Origin of the sequence: Streptomyces glaucus (genome assembly GCF_039533365.1) — a bacterium.
Taxonomy (GTDB): Bacteria; Actinomycetota; Actinomycetes; order Streptomycetales; family Streptomycetaceae; genus Streptomyces; species Streptomyces glaucus.
On record NZ_BAAATK010000008.1, the window covers coordinates 39740 to 55918 of the forward strand.

Genomic DNA, 16179 nt, shown 5'->3' on the forward strand with positions numbered 1-16179 from the left:
CTCGGGGATGGTCCGCGCGGCCTTCGCCTGCGGTGGTGTCATGCCCGCCGTCGTACGGTGACCACCGTGACCAGGCCTCCCAGGAGCGCACCGGCGACGAGCGCGGGTGCCGGGATGGCGCGTGAGGCGGTCGGCGCAGGCGGCCGGGCCCGCTCCCTCGGCGGTGGCCGAAGCGAGGATCAGGTAGTGGCCGTAGGCCCGGGTGAACCGCCTGCGGTGAGCCCGGTGCGTCGTGGCGAGCAGCGCGTGCGCGGGCGGTGGCCGTCAGCGCGGACGCGTGACGAGGACCTGCCGGTCGCCGGCGGCGGACGGCTCCCCCAGCAGATCGCGCGGCACCGCGTCGTACGCCACCGTGCGGCCGTGCGCGTCGAGGGTCGGGGCGGACGCCGGCCTCTGGTTGGCGGTGCCGTCGGGCCGGGCGGTGATCCTGTCCGTGCGGCCGGTGCGCAGGTCCATCAGGTAGATCACCTGGAGCGGGCCGCGCGGCTCCCGCTCCTCGGCCGCCACGAAGACGAGGTGCCGGCCGTGCGCGCTCAGGCGGCCGGTGTGCGTGGCGGACTGCGGCTGCGGGCCCAGGACGTGGCGCAGCGCTCCGCTCCTCAGGTCCCTGAGGAAGACGTCACCGGTGTCGCTGGTGCCTGCGGGCCGCAAGGTGCGGCACTTGAAACGGAACACGACGTGGCGGCCGTCCGGACCCATCACCGGGTCGTCGACGCCGTACTCGGCCGGGTCGTCCTCGCACTCGGGGTCGATCCGGGTCCGCTCGCCCGTGCGGCGGTCGAGTGCGTAGACGTGGGTCCCGCCGTCCTCGGGGTCGTCCGCCCCGGGGTCCGACGCCAGGTAGGCGATGCGCCGGCCGTCATGGCTCAGGGACACCATCGCGACCTGCTGCTCGTCGCCGGCCGCCGGGTCGTCGAGCCACTCGCCGGTGCCCCGCCCGAGGTCGCGCAGGCGGATGCGGGAGCGTCCCGCCGGGTCCTCCGCCGACCGGGCCGTGAAGGTCACGTACCGTCCGTTTCCGCTGATGGCGGGCGCGTTCGCACCGCTGAACCGGGCGTGGGTGCCGTCACTGACCAGTTCGGTGCGGCCGGTGCGCACGTCGTACACGTAGGCCCGCGTCCCGTCCAGGGTGGGGAAGGCCACCCGCATGCCGTCGGCGCTGATGGCCGGGGCGGTGTACGGCGCTCCTGCGGCCATGCCGTCGGTCAGGTCGCTGGCCCAGTGCACCCGCCCGGTCCGCAGGTCCTTCACATAGACGTCGTGGGCGTCGTCGGTGTCGCCGGGCGCCAGGTTCGAGGCCTGTGACCAGAAGGCCACGAAGCGGCCGCCGGCGCTGATCGCGGCGTACCGGCTCGGTCCGTTCCCCATCACGTCGTCGGACGTGACGTTCGCGTAAGCGGTGCCCGGCTTCAGTTCCAACGCCCCTGCGGGCGTCGTCTGCACGGCCGCGCACACCGTCGCCACGGCGGCGACGGCGGCCGCTCTCCCCCGAAGACGCATTCTTCCCCCCGGTCGACACGTCTCCCCGGCTTCGCGGCCAGGGCTCATGTTCATGCAACCGGCTCGCACCTGCCCGGTCAATGCGCTCATCGCCGTACAACCCGGATGTCCGGTCGGCTGTCCGCGCCCGCGCGTCCGTGGGGGCCGGCCCTCTCGGGGCCGCCGCAGGACCGGGCGAGCGGACCGGGGGCTTCCCGGTGGACGGGCGGCCGCTGCGCCCGGGAGGCCGGCGGCTCTCCGGGAGGAACGGGTCGCGGCGGCGGGGCGCGGACAGCCGGAGACGTGCCGGTCCCGCTTGACCTTGACACGGTGGCAAGGCCTTCACTGCGACCGAGGAGGTGGTCCGGATGACCATGCCGGAACAGGACACGAACAGGACGCGGGTTCTCCGGGGGCTGGAGAACGGCGACTCGTCGGTGCGGCTGCGGGCGGCGCTGCTGGCCGGCACGGCCCCGGACCCCGGGTTCGTCGACGGGCTCGTCGAACGGTGCGCGGTCGAGCCCGAGTTCCATGTGCGTGACATGCTCACATGGGCGCTCACCCGCCACTCGCCGTCGGTGACGGTCCCCAGGCTCGTCGCCGAGCTCCGCTCGGAGCGTGCGCAGGCACGAAGCCAGGCGCTGCACACGTTGTCCAAGGTCGGGGACCGGCGGGCATGGCCCGCGATCACCCGGGCGCTGCTGACCGATGCCGACGACGAGGTGGCGCGGAGCGCCTGGCGGGCGGCGGTCGTCCTGGTACCCGAGGGTGAGGAGGCGGAATTGGCCGAAGTACTGGCGACACAGCTCGGGCGCGGCGAGCGGGAGACCCGGCTGAGCCTCAGCCGGGCGCTGGTCGCGCTCGGCGAGGTGATCGTGCCGGCCCTGCGCGCCGCGGCGGCCGGTCCCGGCCCCGATGTGCGCCGGCACGCGGCCGCGGCGGAACGGATGCTGCGCGCCCCGGACGCCGGCCTCGGGTTCGCGGTCGAGGAGGCGAAGCGCATCGTGGCTCTCGGCACGAACGGACCGGGGAGGTGACAAGCGGTGCTGATCGGTGAGGTGGCGCGGTGGTCCGGGGTCAGCGCCCGCATGCTCAGGCATTACGAATCGCTCGGCCTGGTGCGGCCGACGGGCCGTACCGGGGCCGGCTACCGGGAGTACTCCGGCGAGGACATCCGGCGGATCTTCCACATCGAGAGCCTGCGGTCCCTGGGGCTGTCACTGCGTGAGGTCGGGCGCGCGCTGGACGATCCCGGCTTCACGCCCGCGGAACTCGTCGGCGACCTGATCCGCCGGACGCGGGAGCGCATCGCGGACGAGACGGAGCTGCTCGGGCGGCTCCGCCGGATCGGTGCCGCGGAACCCGACGGCTGGGAGGACGTCCTCCGGATCGTCGCGCTCCTGCAGGACCTGGGATCGGAGAGCGCCAGGAAGCGCCAGCGCGCGGCCCTGTCCCCGGCCGAGAGGGTTCCGGTGCCGGTGGAGGCTCTGGTCGAGGCGGTGCTGGGCGAGACGGACCCGAACGTCGCCGGAGCGCTCCGATGGGCTCTGGCGCGATCGGGCGGTGACGGACTGGCGCTGCTGGCGGAGGGCCTCGGCTCACCCGTGGCCGAGGTGCGCGAACGTGCCGTCCGGTCCATCGCCGAGATTCCGGACGGTGCGGCGACCGCCCTGCTGCGGGACGCCCTGACGCACTCCGACATCGCGGTCCGCAGGTGCGCGGCCCTGGCGCTCGGGGCACGGGGAGGGGCCGACGCGGTCCCGACGCTCATCGACATGATCGTCGAGGGTACGAACGACGTCGACGCGGCCGACGCGCTGAGCGCACTGGCGAGCGACTCCGCGTCGGCGGACCGGATCGCCACCGGGCTCGTCGGCCGCCTCGCCCACGGCACCGTCGAGCCGTCCGCGCGCCGACGGCTGACCCAGGCGCTCGCCGGGGTCCCGGGGACCACGACGTCACGGGCGCTCGCGGATCTGTCCCACGACGAGGACCGTGCCGTCGCGCTCACCGCGGCGTACGTTCTCGGGCTGCGCACCGCGCGGTGAGGGACCTCTCCGGGGTCACCGGACGCCCGGGCCGCCCGCCGGCGGACGAGCGTGCGCCGACGCCCGCGCGGCGGGTGCGGGCGGGCTTCGCGGAGGGCGGCGGAGCCGGCCCCGGCACCGGCACACCAAAGCCCCGCATTGAAAAAATCAAAAGCACCCACGTTGACTCCTCAATAATCTCAAGGTAGACATGAATTATGAAGAGGTCGCCCAGAGCAGGGAGTCGACGGTGGACTGGCAGGACCTGACGGACCTGACGCGCGGCCGGCCGTTCGTGGTCGAGCGGGTCCGCCTCGCCGACAACGGCGTCGCGATCGAGGGGCGGTTCGAGCCGCCGCAACTGGCCCGGCTCAGCACCGACGACCAGGTGTTCGTCGCCGCGTTCGTCCGGGCGCACGGCTCCATCAAGGAGATGGAGCGGGTCTTCGGGGTGAGCTACCCGACGGTCAAGTCCCGCCTGAAGCGGATCGCCGAGCAGCTCGACTTCGTCGACGCCGACCCGGCGCCCACCGGCGCCGCGGACGTCGTCGACCGCCTGCGCCGAGGAGAGATCAGCACCGAGGACGCCCTGGCCGAGCTGGACGGGCGATGATCCCGCAGCTGGTCACGGTGCGCGTGCACCGGTCCGACGGCCGCCGGGTGCGGCTGCACCTCCCCGTCGTGCCGGTGGCACTGGTGCTGTCGCCGCTGCTGCTGCTCGCCGTGCTGGGGGGATGCGTCGCCTGCCGCGTCTTCCGCGTCAGCCCGGCGGGGGCGCTGCGCGGGGCCGCACGGGTGCTGTGGGCGTTGCCCGGCACCCGGTTCGAGATGGCGCAGGGCCGGACGGCCCTGCTGGTCAGCGTCAGATGACTCGGGAGAAGCAGGAGCACACCATGAAGGAACAGCGCCGCCAGGTCCTGGAGATGCTGGCCGATGGCAAACTCACCGCGGACGAGGCCGAGCGGCTGATCGAGGCTCTTGAGCGGGAGCGGCCCGAGGCGCCGGGAGCGCCGTCCCGCCCGAAGGCCCGCCCCAAGTACCTGCGCGTGGTGATGGACGCCGAGGACGGCACGGGCGGCGACGGCGCCAGCCGGATGAACATCCGCATCCCGCTGCAGCTGCTGCGCGCCGGCGTCCGGCTCACCGCCCTCCTCCCGCCGGCGGCCGTCACCAAGGTCAACGCGGAGCTGGACAAGGCCGGCGTGCCCATCGACCTGGCCGAACTCAAGCCGCAGCACCTGGAGGACCTCATCGAGCACCTCGACGACATGGTCATCGACCTCGACGAGCCCGGCTCCCAGATGCGGGTCTACTGCGAGTGACACGTCCCGCCGGGGCCCGGCCCACCGGAACCGGCCCCGGCTCCCCCCATGACCCGAGCCTCCGAGGAGGAGGCCCCGCGCCGTCGTCTGCCGTGCCGCATCCGGCCGGACCGTGGTCACGGACCGCCGGGACCACCGGACGGTCGTCGATCGGGGCACGCGTCCCGGCGGCTTCCCGATCCGCGGGGTCGTCCGCCGGCCGTGTCGCTCCTCGGGGATGCCGTCCCGGCGGGGTTCCGGGAGTCGTCGACATCTGTTTTCGGATCGATTCCGGCGAGAACCGGTGTCGCCCGGTCGCCGCGACAGGCTGCCGGGGCCGCCGCGGCGTGCGGGACGGCGCGGCGAGGACGCTCCTCGCATCCGGCTCTGCCCGGAGTTCCATGAACGATCTTGAATTTGGTGTAATGCCGGGGTGGTACCGGATGCCGGGTGCCGGAACCGGCACAGGACTCGGCGTGCGGCAGCAGAGGACGGGTGGGTGGATGGCGGCAGCGGAGCCTCGGGGTGCCGTGAAGAGGCCGGCGCGGCCGGACTGGGAGCTGATGCCCTTGGAAGGCGTCGGGCCGCTGTGTTTCGGCATGCGCACCACCGACGTCGCCGCAGCGCTGCCGGGCATGGCCGAGCTGCGCCGGTTCCCGGCCGACCCCTCGTTTCCGGACATCCTCGGCGTGGAGTTCGGCACGAGCCGTGCGGAGCCCGCCGTGTACGCCTACTTCATCGACGGCCGGTTGTTCTGCGTCGCGGTCGACGCGGCCCATGGACCGCAGGTGACGCTCTGGGGGCGGGAATTGACCGCCTGCGTCCCGGCCGATCTGGAACGGTTCCTCCTGCACGCGCACGGATGCGAAGTGCTCGATGTGTCCTACGGTCCACGGGGAAACCCCGGAGTCGACGGGCTCGGTCTGGTGCTGCGGGTGCAGGAGGTCGCCGGCGGCGTGGTGACCCGGCCGGTCATGGTGGCCCGGGCCTGGGCCGACCGGTGCACCGACGACTGGGAGGGCGCGATCCCGGAATGTGAATGGGCGGGCCGCCAGTGGCCCCGTCCAGGTGGCACGGAATCCTGGCCCCCGCCCGGCCACAAGCCGTACCGGGGCGGCTGGGAGCCTCCCTTCCAGGGCTCCGAGCCGGTCGGTCCCGACCCGCCGAGCCGGCCCGCATCGCCGGCTCCCGCTGGGCCATCGAGGAGTGCTGCCGGGCCGCGAGGAACGAGCACGGCCCGGGCCGGTAGGGGACCCGCCGCTCCGCCGGCTGGTACCGGCACATCACCCTGGCCATGCCCGCCCACGCCGTCCTCACCGCCCCGGCCGCCCGGGCAGGCCGCCGGAAAACAGCAGAAACGAACCCAGCAGCCCCCTCCCCCCTCACCGTGACGGAGACCGGACGCCTGCCGGCCACCCTCCTGCCCCGCCCCCCCACCCCATCAGGACAGACCCCCGCACGTCCTGAACCGGTCCCGCTGGCCGCAGACGCTGGTGCGGATGTCCCCGGCCCGGCCGGGCCGGGGGGAACGCCGACAGTATTTGACTGATCATTCCACAACATGTCACGCTCGAACCATGGCCCGTCCGAAGCAGTTCGATCCCGACCGCGCACTCGACGCCGCGATGGACGCCTTCTGGCGCAAGGGGTACGCGGCGACGTCCGCCCAGGACCTGGTGGACAGCACCGGGCTGGGGCGCGGCAGCCTGTACAACGCCTTCACCAGCAAGCACCGCCTCTTCCAGGAGGTGCTGCGGCGGTACGAGGACCGGTGGACGACCCGCCAGGAAGCCGTCCTGGAAGGGCCGGAGGGGATCCGGGAGCGGATCCGCGCGGTGATGATGACCGTCGTCGAGGAGGAGGTCGCCGCACAGGACGGCCGCCGGGGCTGCCTCGCGGTCAACGCCGCGGTGGAGCTGGCCGGCCTCGACCCGGACGTCACCGCCCGGGTCCGGCACATCTTCGGCCGCGTGGAGGAGGCGCTGTACGGCGCGCTCGCCCGGGCGCAGCGGGACGGCGAGATCGGCGCGGACAAGGACCCGCGCGCCCTCGCGCAGTTCGTCCTCAACGCCCTGTACGGCCTGCGGGTCCTGGGCAAGACAGCCGACCGCCGCACCCTGACCGGCATCGTCGACACGACGCTGGCGGCCCTCTGAGCCGCCGGCGTCGCGCGGCGGCCGCCTCGGGCTGCCCGAATTCTTTAATGAACATTCCAAAATGATCGTCCCCGACCGTTCCCTGCAAGGAGTGGCGATGCCCGTCGCGGTCTACATCCTCGGCCTGACCGTGTTCTGCATCGGAACGACCGAGTTCATGATCTCCGGACTGCTCCCGGACCTGGCCGGCGACCTGTCGGTGTCCATCCCGGCCGTGGGCTGGCTGATCTCCGGCTACGCCCTCGGCGTGGTGATCGGCGGCCCCGCCCTGACCGTGGCCACCCTGCGGATCAACCGCAAGACCTCACTGCTCGCCCTGCTGGCCCTGTTCGTCGCCGGCCAGACGGTCTGCGCGCTGGCCCCCGGCTACGGCGTGCTCATGGCCGGCCGGGTGATCGCCGCCCTCGCCCAGGGCGCCTTCTTCGGCATCGGCTCCGTCGTCGCCGTCGACCTCGCCGGTCCCGAACGCCGCGGCCGTGCCCTGGCCATCATGTTCGCCGGGCTCACCGTCGCCAACGTGGTCGGCGTCCCGGCCGGCACCTTCCTCAGCCAGCACGCCGGGTGGCGGCTCAGCTTCTGGGTCGTCGACGCCCTCGCCGTCGTCGCGCTGCTCGGCGTCGCCGTCCTCGTCCCGCGCCGGCCGACCGCGCCCTACACCGGACTGGGCGCGGAGTTCACCGCCTTCCGCAACCCGCGCGTCTGGGTCGCGCTCAGCACGTCCCTGCTCACCCAGGCCGCCGTCTTCTGCTGCTTCAGCTACCTGTCGCCGCTGCTGACCGACGTCACCGGGTTCTCCGAGGCCGCGGTGCCGCCGCTGCTCGCCCTGTTCGGCGCGGGCTGCTTCCTCGGCAGCCTGATCGGCGGGCGCTTCGCCGACCGGCACCTGCTGCCCAACCTGTACGCCGGCACCGCCGCGATGGGCACGGTGCTCGCCCTGTTCCCGCTCGCCGCACACGACCGGGTCGCGTGCACCGTCGCCGTCGTGGCCTTCGGCGTGGCCGCCTTCTCCATCAACCCGGCGCTCCAGGCCCAGGTGATGCGGGAGGCGGGTGACGCCCCGACGCTGGCCACCACGACCAACACCTCGGCGTTCAACGTCGGCAACACCCTCGGTCCCTGGGTCGGCGGCAGCGTCATCGACGCCGGGTGGGGCTTCACCGCGCCGCCCCGCGCCGCCGCCCTGCTCGCCGTCGCCGGCCTGCTCGCGGCCCTGACCTCGGGTGTCCTGCGCCGCCGGGCCGATGCCGACGACGGAACGCCCCACCGCGAGACCGCCCCCGAACCGTCCGCGGTCTCCTGACCCGACCCCGCCGGCCCCGGTCCGCCCCGGACCGCCGACCCCTTTCGGAGGAACACACCCCATGTCGGACACCACCGCGCCGCAGCCCACCGTCGCCGTCCTCGGCACCGGCGTCATCGGCTTCCCCGTCGCCCGCAACCTGGCCCGGGCCGGCTTCCCGGTACGGGCCTGGAACCGCACCCGCGGCAAGGCCGAGCCGCTGACCGCCCACGGTGTGCACGTCGCGGACACCGCCGCCGAGGCCGTCGACGGCGCCTCGATCGTGCTCACCGTCGTCAAGGACGGCCCCGCCGCCCTGGAGGCCGTCACCGCGGCCGCCCCCTCCCTCGCCGAGGGCACCGTCTGGGTGCAGCTGAGCACCGTGGGCGACGCCGTCGACACGCTGGCGGGCTTCGCCCGCGAGCACGGCCTGGTCTTCGTCGACGCGCCCGTGCAGGGCACCCGCCAGCCCGCCGAGCAGGGCCGCCTGATCGTCATGGCGGCCGGTGCGCCCAGCGTGCGCGACACGCTGACGCCGGTCTTCGACGCCATCGGCAAGCGGACGCTGTGGGTGGCCGACGACGGCGACAGCGGCGCCGCCAGCCGCCTGAAACTCGTCCTCAACACCTGGGTCATCGCCCTCACCCACGGGGTGGGAGAGGCCCTCGCCCTCGCCGAGGGCCTCGGCGTCGACCCCGGGCACTTCATCGAGGTCGTCAGCGGCGGCCCGATGGACAACGGCTACTTCCAGGGCAAGTCCGCCGCCGTCATCTCCGGCGACTACACCACCAGCTTCTCCGTCGACAACGCGGCGAAGGACGCCCGCCTCGTCCTCGAGGCCGCCCGGCGCGCCGGGGTCCGCATGGACACGGTGGAGGCGGGCCACGCCCGTTTCGTCCGGGCCTCCGAACTGGGCCACGGCGACAAGGACATGGCGGCGGGATACTTCGCCAGCTTCGACAAGTAACCGCAGCCGTAAGCGGGGCGGGGTCGGCAGCCACGCACGTAGTCCCGGATCCGCCGCTGCGGATCGGCCCGGGCGAACCGGCCCGCCACCCGGGCGAACACCGCCTCCCACTCGGCCTGCCCCCGTACGACTCCAGCCGTCGCCGCCGTACCCGGGCAACGACGACCACCGGCTCAGGACATGGGATCCAACCGGAACACCGACAGACAGCCGACCGCACGGGCTTCTCCGGCCTTGCGCGTGCGGAGGCGACGGTCCCAGGCGGGTCGGGCCCCGCCGAAGCTCTGGGCTTGCTCAAAGGGCGCTTCGGCTCACCGGAGCGCGGGGCATCCTGCGAGCAGTCGGTGCGCGGGCCCGGCGGAAGGGGGAACGTCATGGTGATCACGTTCGTGCTGGTGGGCGGGTGCGTACTGGCGCTCGTCACGGCGGTCACCTGGATGGTGCGCCGGGCGTGGCGCCGCGCCTGGGACGATCTGGGAATGCGGGCGACCGCGCGCGGCTGGAGTGCCGGGCCCGGCCTTGGAGCGTGGCCGATCGGAGCCGGCGCGCACGGCGGGACATCGACGCATGACGCCGACGGCTCCCTCGGCCACTCGTCCTGGTGGGAGGCGGGCGCGGACGGAGGCTCGTCGAGCGGCTGCTCCGGCGGCGGATCGTCGTCCTGCGGGAGCGGTTCGTCCTCCTGCGGCAGCTCGTCGTCGTGCGGGAGCTCGTCGTCGTGCGGGAGCAGCTCGTCGTCCTGCGGCAGTTCCTGCTGACCCTGAGGCGGGTCATCCGCTGCACCGCCCACCGGCCCGGGCTCCGCGCCGGCCACGGGTCCGGGCCGGGCTCGATGCCGGGAGAGCGTGTCACGCCGTCCCGCAGCGGCTGCGCAGGAGTTCCACACCGTCGCCTTCGAGGTCGTTGCAGTAGGTCGCGCGTCCGGTCATGGCCATCACCAGGGCCAGGGTGGGGCCGGACACGAGCTTCCCGGAACCCGTCGTGAAAGGGCCGTCGTCGGCGACGAGTCCCAGGCCGCCGACGCGTCCCTTGGCGACGACCACGAGGTCCGACCCCCGGTAGTACTCGGCCACCTGGGTGACGACCTCGATCGGGTAGTCGTGACGCATGCCCAGGGGGCGCCGGATGTCCTCCGCGTGCACGATCGTCTCGCCCAGCAGGGCGATGGCGGGCAGAGGGGGCTTGGTGGTGCTCGGGACGACGTGCCGGAATCGCTGAAGGGTCTCGGCCGGGGTCGTGCCCAGCTGCTCGGCCAGCCGCATGGCCACCTGCTTGTCGAAGTCGAACCTGCAGCGGACCACCCCCGCCAGCCAGCGCACGGCGCCGAGGCTCGCGCCCGCGGTGAGGTGCGCCAGCACCTCACGCACCGTCAGCCCGGCGCACAACGACGGCGTCGCCCACTGCTCGTCGGTCAGGTCCGCGAGATCGGCCGCCAGCGCCGCCCGCTGAGCGCGGATCAAGGGCCAGACCCCGGTCCCGCGGCCGCGGTCCGCTGTCCGTTCCGGATCGGTCATGTCGGAGGTTCTCCTGTCACTGGTCGAGCTCTGCGGTCTCTCGGGGCCGGACCGGGTGGGCGTCCGGCAAGGGCTCTCACGAGGGGGACTGCTGTTCCGGAGCGAAGTCATCGCCCGTGAGCGATCTTTCCTCGCGCCCCTCACCCCGCGGGGAGACCGGCCCGCCCACACCACCCCGACGGGGCCGGAAACGGCCTGTGGAAACCCGTGCCCCATTGAGGCCCCGGCACCTCGTGGGTTTCATGGCCCTGCCCGGCGGCGTCCGCCGCCGGTTCGATTCCAGTGGGATGGGGGGACCGTGAGTCGGTCCAGAGCGAGTTCCGGCAGACGGACGAGATCGTCCACAGCACGAAGAAGCGGCATATCCGGTGCGGCGGCGCTGATCGGCGTCGCCGCACTCGTCGTCTCGGTGGTGCCCGCCGAGGCGACGGCGGCCGAGGCGGCACCGCCGCCGCCGAGCCCGGGTCAGGTCGTGCCCGGGCAGACGACACGGACACCCGCCTTGGTGGAGGGCATCCGGGAGCCGGCTCCGGCAGCGCGGAACGCGGCGGGCGCGGCACGCGCGTACCTCGCCGCGCAGCGCGACCGCTACGGCATCACGCACGCCGAGCGCGACCTGACGCCCGCGGGGACCGTCACCGCGGACGGCGGCCAGGAGGTCGTACGGCTGCGGCAGAAGCACCGCGGTGTGCCGGTCCTGGGGGGCGAGTACATCGTGCGCATGGAGCGGGGGCGGGACGGCGGACGGGTGGTCACCGGCACCTCGGGCAAGTACTTCACCGGGCTGCGGACGGACACCGCCGCCGAGGTCGACGACGCGCTCGCCGTCGAGCGGGCGGTCGACGCCGTGGCGAGCGAACTCGGCAGGGAGGACTTCGACGCGTTCGAGGCCGCGGAGGAGGACGGGACGCCGCTCACCGGGACCTCCCACGGCCTGGTCGTCCTGCCCTCCGGTACGGGCGTGCTCACCCGGCACGTCACCGTGCGCGGCACCGATCCGGCGCTCGGCGAGCCGGTGCTGCGCGAGGTGTACGTCGACGCGCGGGCCGGGTACCCGGTGCTCCGGTACAGCGGTATCAAGACGTTCGGCGCGCCGCGGGCGGCCACCGGGGAGCGGGCGGCGAGCCGCCTCGCCGAGGAACCCGTCCCCGCCGAGGCCGGTTCCGGGGTCAAGCTGGACGGCACGGCGGTCGGCCTCCAGGTCACCCACGACGAGTCGCGCGGCGCCTATGTGCTGCGCGACCGCTCCCGCATCCCGGGCGACACGGGCGGCGCCATCGCCACCTGGGACGCGCGCGGCAAGTGGGCCGGCGACTGGACCGGCGCCTGGCCCGAGACCCTCCAGGAGTTCGCCTCGCCGACGCCCGCCTTCGGCGCCGAGGCGACCGAGGCGGGCGCGGTGGACGCGCACTGGGCCGCCGGGCAGGTCTACGACTACTACAGGAACCGGCACGGCCGGAACAGCCTCGACGGGCGGGGCATGACGATCGACTCCCTCGTCGGGGTCACCGACTACGGGCAGCCGTACGTCAACGCCTTCTGGGACGGCCGGAAGATGGTGTACGGCTCCGGCGACGACGAGTACCGTCCGCTCTCGGCCGCGCTGGACGTCACCGGCCACGAGATGACCCACGGGGTCGTCGAGCACTCCGCCGGCCTCGTCTACGCGGGCCAGTCCGGCGCGTTGAGCGAGGCGATCGCGGACTACTTCGGCAACGCCGTCGAGACGGACGTCCTCGGCATCCCCATGGACGACCCGGACTCCGGGCTCGTGGGGGAGGCGCTGTGCCGCACCAGGACCCCGCGCGCGTGCGCGCTCCGCGACCTGAACGACGGGCGGACCACCAGCGGGTCCTTCCTCGGTGTCGGATTCGGCACCGACAACGGCGGCGTCCACCTGAACTCCACCCTCTTCTCCGGTGCCCTGTGGGACGTCCGGGAGGAGCTCGGTCCCGAACTCGCCGACGCCGTCGTGTACAAGGCGCTCACCGAGTACCTCACCCCGCTCGACGGCTTCACCGAGGGGCGGGCCGCGGTGCTCGCCGCGGCCAAGGACCTGAAGGTCGGCGGGCGGGGGCTCACGGCCGTGCAGCGGGCGTTCAATGCCCACGGCATCGTCCCGAACTGGGAGCTGGCCCTGGGCGTCGACTCCGATGTGGTGCTCGAACGCGTCAACACCTACGACTCGCGGCTGGGCGCGGGCGGCGGCTGGTGGGCGGCGTCGCGCTCCGACGAGGAGGGCTCCGAGCCGTACTCGGTGTGGGCCGGGCGCACGGACGGCAAGGGCCAGATGAAGCTCATGAGCCCCAACGACGGCCGCTACCACGTGAATCCGGCCACCGACGGCAGGACGGTGGTGTGGGTGGCGTACGGGTCCGGCTCCGTGGAGGTGCTGGCGCGGCCGCTGGCCGGCGGCCCGGTCGAGCAGCTGTGGTCCGGCCGGGGCACGGGTCCCTCCGTGGCCGTCGAGGGCGACGTCGTGACCTTCGAGCACCACAACCACGGCGGACGGCGGGGGGTGACGTATCTGAGTCTGAAGGATCCGGCGAACAAGGTCTCGCTCGGCGGGGGCACCTACAGCCAGGCGTTCCTCCCGTCGCTGAGCGACGGCAGGATCGCCTACCAGACACGGCAGCGGGTGGCCCGGAGCACCTACGAGTACACGACCCGGCTGCTGGACGTGGCGACCGGTGAGAGCACGGTGGTCCAGCAGGCCGCCCCGGGGGCCGGTCTCGGCCCGACCGCCCTCACCGGCCGGCACGTCTACTGGCTGCTCGACGAGGTCGACCAGAACGGGACGACGGCCCTGCGCCGTGCCGCACTCGACGGATCGGGCGTCACGGACCTCAGTCCGGAGACCGGCCCGGCGGCGCTGAACGTCCGTGAGGTGACGGCCTCCGAGGAGGCGGTGACGATGGAGGCCCGCCTTCCGCTCCCGGAGGTCCGCAACGAGCACCTGGCCAAGCTCTGGCAGTTCTCGGCGGCGTCCGACGGCGAGGATCCGCGCCGGGTGTCCTGCAACCGGGGCGAGCAGCTGTCGGCCGCGGCGGCCGCCGGCACCCAGGTGCTGTGGCTCGACGCCACCACCGGCGTCAGCAACGTGGTGACCCGGGCCCGGCCGGCCGGCCGGTGCGGCTGAGGCCGGCCGGGAGCTGACGCGGGGGCGCCCGCGGTTCGCGCGGCGCTCGGGGCGGCCGGCGGAGGCCGGCCGCCCCGCCCGGGGTCCGGGGGCAGGCCGTCCTGCCGCCGGACCCGGGCGGGACGGGGTCAGCCGCCCGAGCAGACGGCGCCGTTGAGGCGGAAGACCGTCGGCTCCGGGTTGGGCCCGTCGTTGGCGCCGACGAAACCGAACGAGGCCGTCGACCCGCCGCCCGGGGCCAGCGGTCCCGCGCCCTCGGGGGCGGTTGCCCGTACGTGCCGGCCGGTCTGGTGGAACGTGGCGTTCCAGCCGGAGGACACCGACTGGCGGTCGGTCGGCCAGTCCCAGTCCACGGTCCAGCCGGTGACCGGGGTGTCCGAGAGGTTCCGGACGGTGACCGTGGCCACGAAGCCGTTGCCCCAGCTCGTGTCGCGGTGGTAGGTCACCGCGCAGACGGCGTCCGGCGGGGTGCCGGTGGTGAAGGTCAGCGGCGTGGACGGGGCGGAGAGCCGCCCCGAGGCGTCGGCCGCCAGCACGTTGACCGTGTGGGTGCTGCCCGGGGGCAGGTTCCGCAGGGTCACGGAGGTGCCGGTGGTCTCGCCGACCAGCCGGGTGTGGGCGCCGTCGCGCTCCTGGACCAGGTAGCGGACGGCGCCCCGCGCGCCCTCCCAGGACAGGCGCACGGTGGTGTCGGTCACCGCCTCCAGCCGCGGGGCCCCGGGGGCCTCGGCGTCGGAGGCACCGGGTCCGGTGCCCGCTCGCGGGGTGAGGGTGACGGCGAGCATCCCGTACGGCGGCACGGTGACCCGGGAGGCGGACGCCGCGCCGCCGGTGACGTCGGTGATGTCGCTGTCGCCGCGCGCGTAGCGGCTGGCCTCGGGCACGGCGGCGGACGGGGTGAAGCCCGCGTACTCGAGGTCCACGGTCCGGGCGGCGTCCGGGTCCTTGTTGACGAGCAGGACGCTCAGCCGCCCGTCGCGGCGGTGCACGGCGTGCGCGGAGACGTCCTGCGCGGAGGACGCGGCGGCGACCAGGGTGTCGCCCGCGGTGCCCAGTTCGCTGGTCATCTTCATGCCGTAGTAGGGGTGGAACGGCGTGTTCGGCGGTGGTTCGCAGACGTCGCCGGTGCAGCCGCCGCTGGACAGCATCCCCATGTCGCCGTAGTCGGTCTCGCCGTCGACGGTGGTGATCCGGCCCGGGCCGTTGTGGGTGTTCCACCAGTCGACGGTGAAGACGCCGTTCTCCAGAGCCGTCAGGAAGGCGTCGGCGGCGAACAGGCCGTTGGGGCGGGCGGTGAGCAGGGCGCCCCCGGTGTTGGTGTTGATCTCGGTGAGGGCGATGCCGATGCGCGACGAGTCGGCGCCCGCGTACCGGTCGATCTGGTTGCGCACCTCCCGCAGTTCGCCGGGCAGCCTGGTCAGCCTGGTCATGGCGTCCTCGGCGGTGGTGTCGGAGCCGCCCGCGTACCAGTGGACGCTCACGAAGTCGATGACGTCGGTGACCTCGGAGAGCACGGTGTGGTTCCAGTCGCCCGGGTCGCCCTCGCCGACGACGCCGTCCGGCCAGTGGCCCGGAGTGGTGAGGACCGCGCCGATCCTGACGGCGGGGTCGACGGCCTTCATGGCCGCGGCGTAGGCGCGGACCTGACGGGCGTACTCCCGGGGGCTCTTGTCCTCGTGCTCGTCGTGCTCCCAGCCGTTGCCGTAGTGGCCGTTGCCGTAGATCTCGTTGCCGATCTCCCAGTACCGCACGCCGTAGTCCTTGGTGACGTTCGCGTACCGGACCCAGCCGGCCGCCTCCTCGGGCGTGCCGGAGCCGTAGTTGGCGATCAGGATCGGCTGGGCGCCGGCGGCGCGGACGGTGCCCATGAAGGAGTCGAAGCCGGTGCCGGGGGCGACGTACCCGCCGGGCGCCGTGTGCGTCTCCCAGTGGTAGATGTCCGCGTACGAACCGCCGGGGTAGCGCATCGCCCCGACGTCGGCCGCCCGCATCAGGTCCGCGACCTCGGGATCGTTCATGTGCGCGTCCCAGACGGCGGCGTTGACGCCGCGCGCGGTGTCGGGCATGCGGCCCAGCGACGCCTGCGCGTTGACCCGGACGACGGCGTCCGCGGCGGGGGCCTCCTCCGGCGCGGCGGACGCGGCGCCGGCGGCGATCGGCGGGGACAGCAGGGCGAGCGCGGCGGCCAGGACGGCGGCGGCGCGGGTGCGGCGGCGGGGGCCGGTACCGGCCGGACGGCCGGGTCTGTGCGGTAAGGGCATGGGATCCTCCCTCGGGGTCCGGCGGCACGGGCGGGGCGGCGGGTGCCGGACCGTGC

At 74.0% G+C, this 16179-nt stretch carries 13 protein-coding genes; 10 read left to right on the forward strand and 3 right to left on the reverse strand.

Features of this window, described 5'->3' with window-relative positions:
* Nucleotides 1-264: 264 nt before the first annotated feature.
* Complete coding sequence (locus ABD363_RS08370; protein WP_344601226.1) at nucleotides 265-1500, reverse strand: TolB family protein; 1236 nt, start codon at nucleotides 1498-1500, stop codon at nucleotides 265-267.
* 347 nt (nucleotides 1501-1847) lie between these two features.
* Here ABD363_RS08370 and ABD363_RS08375 point away from each other — a divergent pair, with 347 nt between their 5' ends.
* The 9 genes from ABD363_RS08375 to ABD363_RS08415 all read left to right on the forward strand — a co-directional run bounded on the left by ABD363_RS08375 (nucleotide 1848) and on the right by ABD363_RS08415 (nucleotide 9209).
* Nucleotides 1848-2516, forward strand: coding sequence for a HEAT repeat domain-containing protein (locus ABD363_RS08375; protein WP_344601228.1), 669 nt, complete (start codon nucleotides 1848-1850; stop codon nucleotides 2514-2516).
* 6 nt (nucleotides 2517-2522) lie between these two features.
* Nucleotides 2523-3527 carry a HEAT repeat domain-containing protein gene (locus ABD363_RS08380; RefSeq protein ID WP_344601230.1) on the forward strand — a complete coding sequence of 335 codons (1005 nt, stop codon included), beginning with the start codon at nucleotides 2523-2525 and terminating at the stop codon, nucleotides 3525-3527.
* Between the two features lie 190 nt (nucleotides 3528-3717).
* Nucleotides 3718-4119, forward strand: a complete 402-nt coding sequence (locus ABD363_RS08385; RefSeq protein WP_344601232.1) for a DUF2089 domain-containing protein — start codon at nucleotides 3718-3720, stop codon at nucleotides 4117-4119.
* On the forward strand, nucleotides 4116-4376 hold the full coding sequence (locus tag ABD363_RS08390) for a hypothetical protein (RefSeq protein WP_344601234.1): 261 nt from the start codon (nucleotides 4116-4118) through the stop codon (nucleotides 4374-4376). The genes ABD363_RS08385 and ABD363_RS08390 overlap by 4 nt, the downstream gene beginning before the upstream one ends.
* Before the next feature lie 23 nt (nucleotides 4377-4399).
* On the forward strand, nucleotides 4400-4828 hold the full coding sequence (locus tag ABD363_RS08395) for an SHOCT-like domain-containing protein (protein WP_344601236.1): 429 nt from the start codon (nucleotides 4400-4402) through the stop codon (nucleotides 4826-4828).
* Nucleotides 4829-5406: 578 nt separating this feature from the next.
* On the forward strand, nucleotides 5407-6198 hold the full coding sequence (locus tag ABD363_RS08400) for a hypothetical protein (RefSeq protein WP_344601238.1): 792 nt from the start codon (nucleotides 5407-5409) through the stop codon (nucleotides 6196-6198).
* A gap of 186 nt (nucleotides 6199-6384) precedes the next feature.
* Complete coding sequence (locus ABD363_RS08405; RefSeq protein ID WP_344601239.1) at nucleotides 6385-6963, forward strand: TetR/AcrR family transcriptional regulator; 579 nt, start codon at nucleotides 6385-6387, stop codon at nucleotides 6961-6963.
* Nucleotides 6964-7024: 61 nt separating this feature from the next.
* The gene (locus ABD363_RS08410; protein ID WP_344601241.1) at nucleotides 7025-8263 is read left to right on the forward strand and encodes a Cmx/CmrA family chloramphenicol efflux MFS transporter; all 1239 of its coding nucleotides are present in this window, start codon (nucleotides 7025-7027) and stop codon (nucleotides 8261-8263) included.
* A 61-nt stretch (nucleotides 8264-8324) separates the two neighbouring features.
* Entirely contained in the window at nucleotides 8325-9209 is an 885-nt protein-coding gene (locus ABD363_RS08415) for an NAD(P)-dependent oxidoreductase (protein WP_344601243.1), read from the forward strand.
* Between the two features lie 848 nt (nucleotides 9210-10057).
* On the opposite strand, the gene ABD363_RS08420 is transcribed toward ABD363_RS08415, so the two are convergent.
* Nucleotides 10058-10723, reverse strand: coding sequence for a maleylpyruvate isomerase family mycothiol-dependent enzyme (locus ABD363_RS08420; RefSeq protein ID WP_344601245.1), 666 nt, complete (start codon nucleotides 10721-10723; stop codon nucleotides 10058-10060).
* 298 nt (nucleotides 10724-11021) lie between these two features.
* On the opposite strand from ABD363_RS08420, the gene ABD363_RS08425 reads away from it, so the two are divergent.
* Nucleotides 11022-13862: a M4 family metallopeptidase gene (locus ABD363_RS08425; RefSeq protein WP_425577954.1), complete on the forward strand. Its 2841-nt coding sequence runs from the start codon at nucleotides 11022-11024 to the stop codon at nucleotides 13860-13862.
* A gap of 128 nt (nucleotides 13863-13990) precedes the next feature.
* Here ABD363_RS08425 and ABD363_RS08430 read toward each other — a convergent pair whose 3' ends face one another.
* Nucleotides 13991-16123 carry a cellulose binding domain-containing protein gene (locus ABD363_RS08430; RefSeq protein ID WP_344601247.1) on the reverse strand — a complete coding sequence of 711 codons (2133 nt, stop codon included), beginning with the start codon at nucleotides 16121-16123 and terminating at the stop codon, nucleotides 13991-13993.
* Between the last annotated feature and the right edge of the window lie 56 nt (nucleotides 16124-16179).

What these genes read in the sequence shown, in the direction of transcription:
- ABD363_RS08410 (WP_344601241.1), top strand. Translation starts at nt 7,025, where the DNA reads ATGATCGTCCCCGACCGTTCCCTGCAAGGAGTGGCGATGCCCGTCGCG.
- ABD363_RS08390 (WP_344601234.1), top strand. Translation starts at nt 4,116, where the DNA reads ATGATCCCGCAGCTGGTCACGGTGCGCGTGCACCGGTCCGACGGCCGC.
- ABD363_RS08395 (WP_344601236.1), top strand. Translation starts at nt 4,400, where the DNA reads ATGAAGGAACAGCGCCGCCAGGTCCTGGAGATGCTGGCCGATGGCAAA.
- ABD363_RS08405 (WP_344601239.1), top strand. Translation starts at nt 6,385, where the DNA reads ATGGCCCGTCCGAAGCAGTTCGATCCCGACCGCGCACTCGACGCCGCG.
- ABD363_RS08420 (WP_344601245.1), bottom strand. Translation starts at nt 10,723, where the DNA reads ATGACCGATCCGGAACGGACAGCGGACCGCGGCCGCGGGACCGGGGTC.
- ABD363_RS08430 (WP_344601247.1), bottom strand. Translation starts at nt 16,123, where the DNA reads ATGCCCTTACCGCACAGACCCGGCCGTCCGGCCGGTACCGGCCCCCGC.
- ABD363_RS08415 (WP_344601243.1), top strand. Translation starts at nt 8,325, where the DNA reads ATGTCGGACACCACCGCGCCGCAGCCCACCGTCGCCGTCCTCGGCACC.
- ABD363_RS08375 (WP_344601228.1), top strand. Translation starts at nt 1,848, where the DNA reads ATGACCATGCCGGAACAGGACACGAACAGGACGCGGGTTCTCCGGGGG.
- ABD363_RS08400 (WP_344601238.1), top strand. Translation starts at nt 5,407, where the DNA reads ATGCGCACCACCGACGTCGCCGCAGCGCTGCCGGGCATGGCCGAGCTG.
- ABD363_RS08370 (WP_344601226.1), bottom strand. Translation starts at nt 1,500, where the DNA reads ATGCGTCTTCGGGGGAGAGCGGCCGCCGTCGCCGCCGTGGCGACGGTG.
- ABD363_RS08385 (WP_344601232.1), top strand. Translation starts at nt 3,718, where the DNA reads ATGAATTATGAAGAGGTCGCCCAGAGCAGGGAGTCGACGGTGGACTGG.